The sequence below is a fragment of the Streptomyces sp. PA03-1a genome (genome assembly GCF_033792805.1).
Classification (GTDB): Bacteria; Actinomycetota; Actinomycetes; order Streptomycetales; family Streptomycetaceae; genus Actinacidiphila.
This window is the reverse complement of the sequence record NZ_JARAVO010000002.1, coordinates 1-12884: the sequence shown is the minus strand read 5'-3', so window position 1 is coordinate 12884 and position 12884 is coordinate 1. Positions and strand designations below refer to the sequence as shown.

General features: G+C 74.0%; 12 protein-coding genes. 5 read left to right on the top strand and 7 right to left on the bottom strand.

The window, feature by feature from the left end:
• Positions 1-12: 12 nt before the first annotated feature.
• From PV341_RS00735 to PV341_RS00725, 3 genes are read right to left on the bottom strand one after another with little or no spacing between them, the layout of a single operon-like run.
• Entirely contained in the window at positions 13-2379 is a 2367-nt protein-coding gene (locus PV341_RS00735; RefSeq protein WP_500324676.1) for an ABC transporter permease, read from the bottom strand.
• Entirely contained in the window at positions 2376-3062 is a 687-nt protein-coding gene (locus tag PV341_RS00730; RefSeq protein ID WP_500324678.1) for an ABC transporter ATP-binding protein, read from the bottom strand. Before PV341_RS00730 ends, PV341_RS00735 begins: the two co-directional genes overlap by 4 nt.
• Positions 3059-3583 (bottom strand): PadR family transcriptional regulator, encoded by a 525-nt coding sequence (locus PV341_RS00725; RefSeq protein ID WP_500324680.1) that lies wholly within the window; start codon positions 3581-3583, stop codon positions 3059-3061. The genes PV341_RS00730 and PV341_RS00725 overlap by 4 nt, the downstream gene beginning before the upstream one ends.
• A 117-nt stretch (positions 3584-3700) precedes the next feature.
• Between PV341_RS00725 and PV341_RS00720 the strand changes: the two genes are divergently transcribed.
• The gene (locus PV341_RS00720; RefSeq protein ID WP_500324681.1) at positions 3701-4537 is read left to right on the top strand and encodes a polysaccharide deacetylase family protein; all 837 of its coding nucleotides are present in this window, start codon (positions 3701-3703) and stop codon (positions 4535-4537) included.
• 100 nt (positions 4538-4637) lie between these two features.
• A complete protein-coding gene (locus tag PV341_RS00715) occupies positions 4638-4916 on the top strand; it encodes a hypothetical protein (protein ID WP_500324683.1) in 279 nt (92 codons plus the stop codon).
• A gap of 20 nt (positions 4917-4936) precedes the next feature.
• On the opposite strand, the gene PV341_RS00710 is transcribed toward PV341_RS00715, so the two are convergent.
• Positions 4937-7069 carry a SpoIIE family protein phosphatase gene (locus PV341_RS00710; RefSeq protein WP_500356324.1) on the bottom strand — a complete coding sequence of 711 codons (2133 nt, stop codon included), beginning with the start codon at positions 7067-7069 and terminating at the stop codon, positions 4937-4939.
• Positions 7070-7351: 282 nt separating this feature from the next.
• Here PV341_RS00710 and PV341_RS00705 point away from each other — a divergent pair, with 282 nt between their 5' ends.
• Complete coding sequence (locus PV341_RS00705) at positions 7352-8398, top strand: TDT family transporter (RefSeq protein ID WP_500324687.1); 1047 nt, start codon at positions 7352-7354, stop codon at positions 8396-8398.
• Between the two features lie 22 nt (positions 8399-8420).
• Here PV341_RS00705 and PV341_RS00700 read toward each other — a convergent pair whose 3' ends face one another.
• Both PV341_RS00700 and PV341_RS00695 read right to left on the bottom strand, forming a co-directional pair.
• Complete coding sequence (locus tag PV341_RS00700) at positions 8421-9278, bottom strand: alpha/beta fold hydrolase (protein ID WP_500356322.1); 858 nt, start codon at positions 9276-9278, stop codon at positions 8421-8423.
• A gap of 124 nt (positions 9279-9402) precedes the next feature.
• The gene (locus PV341_RS00695; RefSeq protein ID WP_500324691.1) at positions 9403-10776 is read right to left on the bottom strand and encodes an FAD-dependent oxidoreductase; all 1374 of its coding nucleotides are present in this window, start codon (positions 10774-10776) and stop codon (positions 9403-9405) included.
• A gap of 71 nt (positions 10777-10847) precedes the next feature.
• Between PV341_RS00695 and PV341_RS00690 the strand changes: the two genes are divergently transcribed.
• A complete protein-coding gene (locus PV341_RS00690) occupies positions 10848-11825 on the top strand; it encodes an AraC family transcriptional regulator (protein ID WP_500324693.1) in 978 nt (325 codons plus the stop codon).
• A gap of 4 nt (positions 11826-11829) precedes the next feature.
• Here PV341_RS00690 and PV341_RS00685 read toward each other — a convergent pair whose 3' ends face one another.
• Positions 11830-12153: a hypothetical protein gene (locus PV341_RS00685; protein WP_500324695.1), complete on the bottom strand. Its 324-nt coding sequence runs from the start codon at positions 12151-12153 to the stop codon at positions 11830-11832.
• A 446-nt stretch (positions 12154-12599) separates the two neighbouring features.
• On the opposite strand from PV341_RS00685, the gene PV341_RS00680 reads away from it, so the two are divergent.
• Positions 12600-12884, top strand: a 285-nt coding sequence (locus PV341_RS00680; RefSeq protein WP_500356320.1) for a helix-turn-helix transcriptional regulator, incomplete at its 3' end; no start/stop codon positions are given.

Below are 12884 nucleotides of genomic sequence, written 5' to 3'. Positions count from 1 at the left end.
GCCCCGTCGCCGTCACTCCGTGCGCAGGCCGTCCGGTCGCATCATGCGGACCAGGGCAGGGAGGCTGAGCGCGGTCACCAGCAGGACGACCGCCGCGCTGACGCCCGTCATGGCGCCCACGTCGGGCCAGTCGACGGTGACGGGCGCACCGACCATGCGGAGCAGCACCGCGCCGAGGGTCAGGCCCACCGCGCACGCGAGGGCGAGGCCGAGGCCGACGGGGAGGGCGGTCTGCCACAGCACCGACAGGCTGAGGGTGCTGCGGCGGGTACCGAAGGCGACCAGGGTGGACAGCAGCTTCTTCCGCTCGCGCAACTGCTCCAGCTGGGAGACGAGCAGGCTCGCGCCGATCAGCAGCAGGACGCAGCAGGCGCCGACGAACAACCCGGTGCGGATCGAGGCGAAGCGCGCGGACTCGGTCCGGGTGACGTAGTCGTGCGCGTCGGCGAGCGGGTCGATCGCGGCCACCGTGTTGCGGACGACCTCGGGCGCGTCCGGGACGGAGCGGTCGATCGAGACGTAGACCCTGCCCGTGACCGTCCCGGCGGCGGACGGGGGGAGCGCCCCGGGGGTGACGAGGACGCCGCCGCGCTTGTAGCCGCTCGGGTCGGCGCGGGTGTGGGCCTGCTTCAGGCCGGACGGCAGGTGCCAGGCGAGTCCGCGTCCTGGCGCGCCGGCGTAGCCCGGGTCCAGGTAGACGACGTGTCCTGGCCTGGCCGTGCGGACGGTGTCGTCGTCGTACTCCCCGTCCCGGACGACGAAGACGTCGCCGTCGCGGCACGCGGAGACCCTCGCCACCACGCGCAGCGCGTCGCAGGTGCCCACGGTCAGTTCGACGTAGCGCTGCGGGTCCTGGGCACGTTCGCCGAGCATCCCCACCGACAGCGGGGTCGCTTCGCGCACGGCGTCGGCCGCGGTGAGCCGCCGGGCGGCGTCCGCGGGGGAGTCGGCGGCCGGGAGGTAGACCTCCATCTGGGCCCGGGAGAAGTCGTTCCCGGTACTGCGGGTGTACGAGCCGTCGACGCCCGCGAAGAGCATCTGGAGCGCGATCGCCCCGGCGACGGCGACGGCGATGCCGTTGACCGTGCGGGCCGCGGTGCCGCTGTTCAGCTGGAGCCTGCGGACCGCGAGCTGCCAGGAGGGAGCGCCGGTGCCGAGCCGGTCGACGGCGGCCTCGACGATCCACGGCAGCAGTGCCGTGACGCCCATCAGCAGCAGGACCGTGCCGCCGACGACCAGCGCCTCGTTGAAGTTCCCTCGGTCGCGGCCCTGTCCGACCATCGGGTACAGGAGGGCGAGCCCGCCGAGCGGCAGCAGCAGGCGCCACCACAGCCGGCGGCGAGGCGGCTTGCTCGCGCGGACGACACCGAGCGGCTCGATGACCACGCCGCGCAGCGCGAGCAGCGTCACGGCCACCGAGGCGGCCGGGACGGCGACGGCGACCAGGGCGGCGAGGGCGGGCGCCGGCGTGAGGTCGCCGGGGAAGACGCTGACGCGGTAGAAGCCGACCTGGCCCGCCAGGGTGCGACCGGCCGCGAACAGCACGGCGCCGACGGCGAGTCCGCACACGGCGCCGGCGAGGGCCTCGCCCGCGGCGACGCGTCGCGTGGTCCCGGCGTCCGCACCGAGCAGGCGCAACGCGGCGAGCCGGCGGTCGCGGCGGTCCCCGCCGAAGCGGACGGCGGCCGCGATGAACACGCCGACCGGCATCAGCAGCGCCACGAAGACGATGAGGACGAGCAGCACGAGGACCGGGTCCGTCGTGCTGCCCTGGTCCACTGAGCCGAAGGCGTGGATGCGCTCGACGCGGACGGTCTGCCCGGCCCCGGCCCCGGCGCCGGCGGGGAGCCCGGAGGTCCCCGCGTAGTAGGCGAGGTCGTCCGGTCCCACCAGCCCGTCCTGCCCGATGGTGCCCGCGATGCGGTACGGCAGGCGCTCGCTCAGCAGCCGGCCCTCCGCAGAGGCGAGCAGCCGCCGCAAGGCGGGGGAGACCACCATCGTCCCGCGCCCGGGCAGCCGGGCGACGCCGGGCGGCAGCGGTGGACGCCGGCCCTCGGGCTGCAGCAGGCGGCCCCGTACCGCCTGGTCGCGGTAGGTGGTGTCGACCGTCGCGATCAGCATGGTGTCGTCGGCCCGGTGCTTGACGACCGAGGTGTACGTCATGTCGTTGCGGGCGCGTTCGCGGTCGTGACGCTGCGTCAGGGCGTTCGGCAGCGCGGCGGTGAGCAGCAGCAGGGCCACTCCCAGGCCGACCCCGACGGCGGTCAGGAGCGTACGCACCCAGCCCTCGCGGCCACCGGTGACGGCGAACCGGACACCCATCGCCAGGTCCTGGATGCGGCTTCGGCGGCTGGTGCCGGGGGCGTCGCCCGAGCTCATGCCACGCGCGCCGTGTCGCGGACCTTCCCGTCACGCACGACGACCTCGCGGTCGGAGTACGCGGCGACCCTCGCCTCGTGGGTGACCAGGACGACCGCCGCGTCGGTCTCACGGGCGGCGGCGCTGAGCAGCTGCATGACGCGTTCGCCGTTGAGGGAGTCCAGCGCTCCGGTGGGTTCGTCGGCGAACAGCACGCGGGGGCCGGTGACCAGGGCACGGGCGACGGCCACCCGCTGTCCCTGCCCGCCGGAGATGGCCCCGGGCCGCTGGCCCGCGACGTCCTCGACCTCCAGCCTGCGCAGCCACTCCAGGCCGGTGCGCGTCGCCTCCTTGCGGGAGGTGCCGCCCAGCCGGAGCGGCAGCGCCACGTTCTCCGCGCAGGTGAGCTCGGGGACGAGCTGCCCGAACTGGAAGACGAAGCCGAACTCGCTGCGCCGCAGGGCGCTGCGCCGGGCGTCGTTCATCGCGGACAGCTCACGACCGCGGTAGGTGATGGTGCCCGCGTCCGGGACGACGATCCCCGCGAGGCAGTGCAGCAGGGTGGACTTGCCGGAGCCGGAGGGGCCCATCACGGCGACGACCTCGCCGGGGCGTATGGAGAAGTCCGCCCCGTCGAGGGCCGGCGTCCGGCCGTAGCTCTTGTGCAGGCCGTCGGCGGTGAGCAGGGGCTCTGCGGGCGTCACGCGCTCACCTCCCGGGCGAGCCCGTCGAGCCGCGCCGCGGTCAGCTCCAGCCAGCGCAGGTCGGCTTCGAGGTGGAACAGGGCGTGGTCGCAGATCAACTGGTCGGCCAGGTCCCCGGTGCGCTTGCGTTCGGTCAGGTCGCGCATCAGCCGCAGGTGCTCGGCACGCTGCACGTCCAGGATGTCGGCCGCGTCGCGCTGGGTGAGCAGCGCGAGGACGACCTTGGTGTAGAGGGTCGACTGCAGGTACGGCTCGGGCTTCTCCGGGGTCGCCAGCCACCGTGCGACGTCGGTGACGCCCGCCTCCGTGATGGCGTACCGCTTCCGCTCGGGGCCCTCGCCGGGCTCTATGGCCTCGACCTCGACCAGGCCGTGCTTCAGCAGCCTCGACATCGTGGAGTAGACCTGCCCGTAGTGCAGCGGCCGGTCGTGGCCGAATCGCTCGTCGAAGGCGCGCTTGAGGTCGTAGCCGTGGCGCGGCCCGGATTCGAGGAGGCCCAGGAGGGTGTGACCGATGGACATGCGCGTCAATATACACATGAGGTATACACGTCATGCAGACGCGATGTCGCGATGGTGTGCAGCTGGGGGCACCCCCGCTATGAATTGCGTGTATACCCCCTGTGTAGAGTCGCGGCCATGCGAACTACCCGGCTCCGAAGCCTCCTGCCCGCCCGACGCGACGCCGCCTCCGCCCGGACCGCCCGCAGATGGGCGGTGCTTCCCGCGGCCGCCCTGGCATTCGCGCTCGCGCTCACCGGTTGCACCCGCGTGGAGACCACCTCCCCGGGCACCGTGCGGCAGGAGGCCGGCAAGACCGGCACCGGCACCTTCGGCAGCGTCGACTGCCGCAAGGCCAAGTGCATCGCGCTCACCTTCGACGCGGGACCGAGCAAGCACACGGCGCAGCTGCTGGACGTCCTCAAGGAGAAGCAGGTGCCCGCCACCTTCTTCCTCCTCGGCAGGAAGCACATCGACCGCTACCCGGACATGGTCAAGCGCATGGCCGCCGAGGGGCACGAGGTCGCCAGCCACACCTGGACGCACAAGATCCTCACGCAGATCGAGCCCGAGGAGGTACGCGAGGAGCTGAGCCGTCCCAACGACGCGATAGAGCGGATCACGGGCCGGCGGCCCACCCTCATGCGCCCGCCGCAGGGACGCACCAACGACACCGTCCAGGGCATCGCCCGTGAGATGGGCCTCTCCGAGGTGCTGTGGAGCGTCACCGCCAAGGACTACGAGACCAACGACCCCGACCTGATCACCAAGCGCGTCCTGGACCAGGCCGACCGCGACGGCATCATCCTGCTCCACGACCTCGTCCCCGGCCCGGCCGCCAAGGGCTACCGGGGCACCCTGCCGGCCGTGCCCGGCATCATCGACGCGCTCAAGAAGCGGGGCTTCACCTTCGTGACCGTTCCGCAGCTGCTCGCCCCCGGCACCCCGCAGCCCGGGGCGGTCTACCGCCCCTGACCGGATGCGAGGGGGACGCGGCCGGATGGAGGTGGCCCCGCCGGTGGCTTCGGCGGCACCGTGGATGACCGGAGCAGGGAGCGTGTGGCGGGAGAAAGACATGACGGACACCCACCCTCACAACGGTGACGAGGACGGTGTGGTCTGGCTGGTCGGGCTGCGACACCGCGGCGGCTCGGGGGCGCTGGTCCGCCACTACTACGTGGTGGCCGGGACGATCGCCGGGGTCGACGCGCTGCGCCGCGCCCGCTGGTTCGCGGCCCAGCCCACGGAGCGCGTGCTGCGCTGCGACGCGGCGGTCGACGGCACATGGGCCGAGGTGCGCCGGCTGATGCAGGACACCCTCGGCCGGTTCCGTCTCGCGGGCCGGGCGGCCTGAGCGCGCGGACCTCCCGCCCGTCACTGCCCGGGCACCGGGCCCACCAGGAGCAGGGCGATGTCGTCGCGGCCCCCGGAGGTCCGCCGGGCCTCCCGCAGGAGCTCGTCGGCCAGGTCGTCCAGCGAACGGACGGGCGCCGCGGCGAGCCGGCCGGCGAGTTCCCCGAGCGCCGTCCCCAGATCGGTGCCGGGACGTTCGATCAGGCCGTCGGTGAACAGGGTGAGCACGCTCCCCGGCGGCATGGGCACCTCCGCGGCCCGGTAGTCCGCGGTCACGTCGACACCGAGCAGGAGCCCGGGCGGTACGTCGAGGATCTCCGTGCGACCCGACCGGTGGCGCAGCAGCGCCGGCAGATGGCCGGCGCTCGCCAGCAGCGCGCGGTGCCCGGGCACGTCCAGCTGTGCGTACAGGCAACTGGTGAACAGGTCGGTGTCGAGGTCGTTGAACAGGCGGTTGATCCGGGTCAGCACCTCGTCCGGGGCCGCGCCCGTGCTCGCGTGGGTGTGCACCGCCGTGCGGATCTGGCCCATCAGCGCCGCCGCGTTGACGCTGTGCCCCTGGACGTCGCCGATGACCGCGGCCGCCGCCCCGGCGCCGTCCAGGCGGATCAGGTCGTAGAAGTCGCCGCCGATGTCCATGCCGCTGGTCGCCGGGAGGTAGCGGGCGGCGACGCGCAGGCCGGGCACGTGCGGCAGGGAGTGCGGCAGCAGCGCGGTCTGGAGGGTGCGCGCGACCTGGCTCTTGGTGTCGAACAGCCGGGCACGTTCCAGCGCCTGGGCGATCATGCCGGCCAGCGAGGTCAGGGCGGCGCGCTCGTCGGGCGGGAAGGCGCGGGGGAGGGCGAAGGCCAGGACGCAGCAGCCGATCGTGCGGCCCGAGGCGTTCAGCGGGAGGAACGCCCAGGCGCCCATCCGCGTGTAGGGGGCGACGAGGGGGAAGGCCTGCCGTATCGCGTCGACGTCGCTGAAGAAGAGCGGCGCACCCGTGGCGACGGCGCGGGAGCCCGCGGTGTCGACCGTCAGCGACAGACCGCGGAAGAAGTCCTTGTGGGTCCGGGGGAAACCGTGGGAGGCGACGTCCTGGAACCGCCCCTCGTCCGCGATCAGCAACGACAGGCCGTCGGCCCCGAGGACGGGCATGATCTGCTCGGTGACGGCGGTCGCCACGTCCTGGACGCCGACCGCCTCGGTGAGGGACGAGGCGATGTACAGCAGGTGGTACAGCGCGCCGGCGCGGGTCGGCGCGGTCCCGGAGGGTGTGGCCGGCGGGAGCCGGTCGCCCGCCGGGGCCGGGGCGGTCCGCAGCCGGATGCTGATCCCGGTGGTGCCGGGGTAGAGCCGGAAGGACAGCCAGTCGTCCGGGGGGCGCAGCGCGGTGAAGTCCGTGGGGAGCCGGCTGAACAGCGCGGCCAGGTACGGGTCTTCGTAGGCCGGGTCGATCAGCCAGGGCAGGGACTCCCAGAGACGGGTGTGCATCAGCTCGGCCTTGCCGCGGCCGAGCAGCTCGGCGGCCGTGGCGTTGAGGAAGGTCACCCGCCCCTCCAGGTCCAGCGCGAGCACCCCGTCGTCCAGGCGCTCCGTCAGTTCCGCCGCGGCCTGGGCCTCGGCGGGCGGCAGGGGCGGCGGCGGGTCCGGCGCGAGCACCCGGGGCATGGCGCCCGGCCGCAGCGGCCGCCCCCTGGCGGCGGCCCGCGTCAGCAGCGCGCCCATCCGGTCGGCGGCGTGGGTCACGGCGGCCCGTTCCTCCTGGGCGAGCCGGTCGGGACGGGTGTCGGGCCACAGCAGTTGCAGCACGCCCGACACCGTGGTGCCCGTGTGCAACGGGACGACGTACATCGCCAGCCGGTAGGGCAGTGCGAAGGCGGTGCGCGGGAACCGGCGGGCGAGCTCGTCGTGGCCGTGCACCCAGACCGGACGCCCGTCGCGCGCGACCGTGGAGACGGGCGCGGGTGTCGCGAGCGCCAGCCGCGACCACGGCCGCACCACTCCGGCCGACAGGCCCGTCACCACCGCCAGGCGCAGCGCCTGGGCGTGCGGCACCAGCAGGAAGACTCCGGCAGCGTGGGACCCGGTGATTCTCGCCACCTCGGCCAGAGCCTGGTCGAGTGCGGCCTCTTCCTCCGGCGCGGCGCCGGGCGCTGCGCTCCCGCTCATCACCCAGCGGCCCCGCGCGGTGACCAACGGGCCGTTCGCCGCCGGGGAACGCCGTTTCGGCGTGGCCGGGGCGCTCCCATATGTGGACGATAGTCCCCGCCGACAGGTGGGGGCATCTCGGCCCGGCCCGGCCCGGCCCCGGGGCCGGGCCGGGGATTCCGGGACCCGGTCCCGGATTCCCCGCGGGAGCGGGAAGGGCTCGCCGTCGCGTCTGGTTTAAAGTTGCAACCACGCCCCCGCCGCGCCCCTCAGCGGCGCCGGACCCCCGAGGAGAAGCACCGCATGCAGCCGGCCGTACTCGACGCACCCGTGACCGTCACGCCCCCGGACGACTCGTCGGGGCCCGCGCACGCCGCAGCCGGGGATGGCGGAGGCGCCCGGCGCGCCACCCACATCGCCATGATGTCGGTCTCCCTCGGCACGGCGGGCCTGGGCGGGCTCTGGCAGTCGGCCTCGGCCACGGTGGCCGCGCCCATCGGGGTCAGCGACGCCCTGTTCGTGGTCAGCGGACTGCTGTGGGTGGTGCTGCTGGCGCAGTACGTGCGGCACGGCGGAGCACGCCGGCGCAACATCCTGGAGGACCTGCGCCACCCCGGTCAGGGCTTCGCGCTCGCGTACGTCCCGATCATCGGCATGCTGGCCACCGGCCACTTCGCTCGCTTCGGGGTCGACGGCGCCCGCTGGTTCTACGCGCTGTTCGCCCTCGCCTCCGCCGCCCTCGCCGCCCGGCTGCTCGCGCACTGGGTGACCGGCGGCCTCGGCTCCGCCCCGCTGCACCCCGGCTACCTGCTGCCGGTGGTCTCCGGACCCTTCATCGCCAGCACCACCGGCACCGCGGTCGCGCTTCCCGACGCGGCCTCGGCCGCCTTCGCGGTGGGCGTCCTGTACTGGCTCGCCTTCGGCACCGTGGTCCTCGGCCGCCTCGTGACGGACGGCCTGCCCGGACCCGCGCGCCCCACGCTGACCGTCCTCACGATCCCGCCGGCCGTCGGCGGCCTCGCCTGGACCGCCGCGCACGGCGGACGGGTCGACGCCGTGGGGTACGGCTTCGCCGGGCTGGTGCTCTTCACCGTCCTGATCGTCCTGTTCCTGGTGCCGCACGTCCGGCAGGAGGGTTTCCACACCGGCTACTGGGTCTTCTCCTTCCCCGCGGCGGCCACCGGCAACTTCCTCGTCCGCTGGCTCCACGGCGCCGCCGTCCCCGGTTGGCAGGGCCTGACCTGGCTGGTGATCGTCCTGGTCGGCGGGGCGTTCCTCGTCCTGTACGCGGCGACCGTCCGGTACGCCGTCCGCGCCGTGGGCCGGCACCGGGCGGTCGCGGGGGCGTAGTGACGGCGGGCCCGCCACGAGGTCAGGTGAAGGGGACCTCGCTGTCGAGGAAGCGGGCGACGTGGGCGCAGAACAGCCGGGGGTACTGGAGGAGCGCCCCGTGGCCCGCGTCCGGGTAGACGACGAGCTGCGCGTGGGGGATGTACTGCGCGAGGATCCACGAATTGACGGTCGGGACCATGATGTCGTCGCTGCCGTTGACGACGAGCGTCGGCTGGGTGATGCGCCGCAGCTCCGTGAACCGCTCGCCCCGTCCGGTGTTCCAGTCGGCACGCAGCGCCTGCTGTGCGCGGACGCTGTCCGGGCCGGATTCGGCGTCGGCGTCCACCGTCCGCTCGTGGCGGTGCAGCCAGAACTCCCGGCAGGCCCGGCGTCCGCCGGGGGAGCCGTCGAAGAAGAGGTACAGGTAGTCCTCCTCGGTCAGGACCTCGTGGGCGGCCACCTTCGCGACCCGTTCGCCGACGCCCGCCATCTCGCCCGCGCGCGGCTTCGTCCCGACCAGGACCAGGCGGCGCACCAGTTCGGGATGGGCCAGAACGAGGGCCTGGCTGACGTACCCGCCCACCGAGAAGCCCAGCAGGTCGACCTCGGGAAGGCCGAGCGCCCGCAGGAACGCGACGGCGTTCCCGGCGAAACCCTCCGCCGATTCCGGCGTCCGGCCGCCCGAGTTCCCCACCCCGGCGTTGTCGAAGAGGATCACCGGCCGGTTCTCGGCGAGGCCGTCCGTGACGAGCGGATCCCAGTGGTCCATGCCGGCGCGGAAGTGCGGGAGCATCAGGAGCGGCGTCCCGGAATCCGCCCCGAAACGGCGATGGGCGTAACGGTCGCCGTCCACCTCGATGTACCGGGTCGGTGCCGTGGTGTGCACGTACGAAGGCATGATGCCGTCCTGCGCTGGGTGAGCCCCCGCCGTCGACGGTGTGCGTGCCGCCGTCGCCAACATTGTCCGGCGCAAGGTTCGGTGCGGCTCAAAAGGCGCAGGCGACGGCAGGGCCTCACCGCGCTCACCGGACCGTGGCCAGCACTTCGTTGAAGGCCTCGGTCGAGCTCGGGTGCGTGTAGATCGTGTCGCGCAGCTCGGTCGCCGTGACCCCGTGCCGCATCGCCAGCGCGACCGTGTTGACGAGCTCCTGGGAGTCGACGCTGAGCAAGGCGGCACCGAGCACCCGGTCCGTCGCCGTGTCGAGGACGAACTTCATCAGCCCCCGCGTTTCCCCGACGATCTTCGCCCGGGGCATCGCGGCGATCTCGCCGACGGCCTTCTCGGCGACGCCGACCGCGTACCCCTGCTCGCGTGCCTGCTTCTCGGTGAGCCCGACGCGGGACAGCGGGGGCGTCGTGAAGAGGGTGTACGGCACGGCCTCGCGGTCGCGTGTCGTCCGCGTGCCGGCACCGGTCAGCTGGTCGGCGACGATGCGGCTGTCGTCGAGCGAGATGTACGTGAACTGGGGCCCGCCGTTGACGTCGCCGACGGCGAAGACGTGCGGCCGGCTGGTGCGCAGGTGCTCGTCCACGGCGACGGCACCCGACTCGGTGGTCCGGATCCCGGCGACCTCAAGGGCGAGCCCCGCGGTGGCGGGTCTGCGCCCGGTCGCGACCAGGACGGCGTCGGCGTCGGCCGTCCGCTCCTGCCCGTCGACGCGGTAGCGCACGGTGGCGTGGTCCGCGGCGTCCGTGACACCCGTGACGGTCGCTCCCGTCACGACGGTGACGCCATCGCCCGCCAGCACGCCCGCCACCGCGTCGGCGACGTCCTCGTCCTCACGCGGCAGCACCCGCGCACCCGCCTCCAGGACCGTCACCTCGGTGCCGAACGCGCGGTACATCCCGGCGAACTCCAGCCCCAGGTAGCCCGCCCCGAGGACCACCATGCGGGCGGGACGCCGCGGGTCCCGCACCAGGTCGGCGCTGGTCCTCGTGTACGCACTGGTGCGCAGCCCGGGGAGGTCGGGCACCACCGGCTCCGCGCCGGTGTTGACGACCACGGTCCGCGCGGTGATGAGCAGGCGATCGGTCCCGGCGCTGACCTCCACCGTCTCCGGGGCGACGAACCGGGCGCGGCCCGTGACGACCGTGACGGAGTCGACGGCGTCGAGCATCTCGAAGTTCTTCGCGCGGAGCGCTTCGGTCAGGCGGGTCGTGCTGTGCACGGCGTCACGGAACCCCGCCTCCGGCGGATCGTCAGGGCGGCGTTCCCCCGCCCGGTGGATCAGCGCCTTCGTCGGTACGCACCCCACGTTGATGCAGGTGCCGCCGTACATCGAGTCCGACTGCTCGACGATGGCGACGCGCTTGCCGAGACGGCCCATCCGTCCGGCCAGGGTCTTGCCGCCCTTCCCGAAACCGATCACGAGGAGATCGACATGCATGGTTTCCATGGCTCTCACCTTGCTCGTCGTCAGGCGAGCTGCCAAGATCAGCAAGTACCGATTTCTATCGAGAAAGTCTCATGGACACCCTGAGCCGCGTGGTCCACCTCGCCAGGCTGCGGGGCAGCGTCGACATCCGCTGCCTGATCGCCGGCCGCCACACCCTGGACAACCCCGCCGGCGGGAGCGGCAGCTCGCCGTTCCACCTGCTGCTCGAGGGCGAATGCACCCTCGAACTGCCCGACCGGAGCATCGAACTGCGCGTGGGCGACATGGTGCTCCTCCCGCGAGGCACGGCGCACCGCATCCACACGCACGGCCCCGGCCCGGCCACGTCGGTCGATCGCCAGGACGTCGGTCCGTACGCCCTGGTGAGCGGGACCGCGCCGGGCGACGACGCGGTGCCCGTCGATCTCTTCTGCGGTCACTACACCTGGGGGCCGGGGGCGGGCCAGGTGCTCATGGGCATGCTGCCCGAGGTGCTGCACGTCCCGCTCGGCACCGGCGCGGGCAGCCCCCTCGCGCTGCTCGGCGCCTTCATGCGCGACGAGGCACGCGCCGCCGGCCCCGGCACGGAGGCCGTCCTCGACTCCCTCTGCGACGTCCTGCTGACGCTGGCCCTGCGCGGGGTGTCCGGCATGGGCCGGGCAGCGTGGCTCGCCTCCACCCGCGGCGTCGTACGGACCGTCACCGACGCCGTCCTGCGGGACCCCGCCCACGACTGGGGCATCGAGAAGTTCGCCGCGCTCACCTCCATGTCCAGGGCGACCTTCATCCGGCACTTCGGCCGGGAGGCCGGGATGAACGCCGGCGAGTTCCTGATGCGGCTGCGCATGCTCCTCGCTGCGGAACTGCTCACGGAGTCCGAGCAGCCGGTCGCCGCCGTCGCCGCCGCCGTGGGGTACGCCTCCGAGTCCGCCTTCGGCCGCGCCTTCCGCCTCGCGGCGGGCGACACCCCCGCCCGGCTCCGTCGCGCGGCCCGTCATGGCCTGCCCGGCGAGGGTGCCTCCGTCCTGAGCCTGCGCGCCGCGACCGGCGGGGGAGCGTCCCGGCCGTGACCGGTCAGTGGCGACGACGCAGGCGGCGGACCCATGTGCGCGGCCCCCGCGCGGAGCGTACGGCCGGGCGGGCCGGGACCGTCGCGCGGGCCGGGCGCCAGGGCTCGTCCGGCGAGTCGAAGGGCAGCCTGCGCTCGGCCTGGGTGCGGATCTCCTGGTGGGCCTCGTAGGACGTGACGCGGAACGCCTCCTCATAGGAGGCCAGCGCGGCGGCGACCGCATGGCCGGCGAGACCGCGGCGCCGGATCACCCGCGCCAGCCAGGCGAACACGCCCATGACCCCGGCCAGTACGGCCGTGAGGATCAGGCAGCCCATGAGGTCGGTCACGGACCACACCCTACGACGGACGCCCCGCCGGGCGCTTCGGTGCCCGCGGGCCGCTTTGTCGGCCGATAAGGTCCGTTGTCGCGGGCCCGGAAAGGATGGTCCCGGGCCGGACGGAGCGGCGGAGGGAGGGCCGGGGATGCCGACGTCGGACGTACGGGAGGCACCGTGCGACGGGCGCACCGTCGAGGAGAGCGCGGCCCGGGCCTGGCGCTTGTCGGCCCGGACGGTCGCCCGGCACGCCGACGACGCAGGCAGCGGGAAGTCCGTTTCCACCTGGCACCCGCACGGCTTTCCCGCCGGGTGCCGGGCAGCAGCCTTCCGCTGCCCCCGCGGCGCAATCAGGCCCGTATCCTCACGGGGCAGCACCCGCGCGAGTTCCTCCCCACGGAACCTCGTTGTGCGCCCGTAACCGGCCAGGACCGAGCAGCGAAGGAGCCCACCGCCGCATGGCCAGCACGTCCGACCCCGTCGACGCCCTCCTGAAGCCGGGGCCGCGGCGGACCCGCCTGCCCGAGCCCGCCGAACGCTCACGGCTGCGCACCGAGTACGGCCTGACCCAGGCGGAGGTCGCCGAGGCGCTCGACGTGACCCGGACGACCGTGGCCGGCTGGGAATCCGGCCGCAGCGAGCCGCAGGGCGCCACCCGCGCCGCGTACGCCAAGCTCCTGGACGGCATCGCCGCCCAACTCGGCGCCACGGAACCCGAGCCCGTGCCCGCCGCCCCGGCGGCC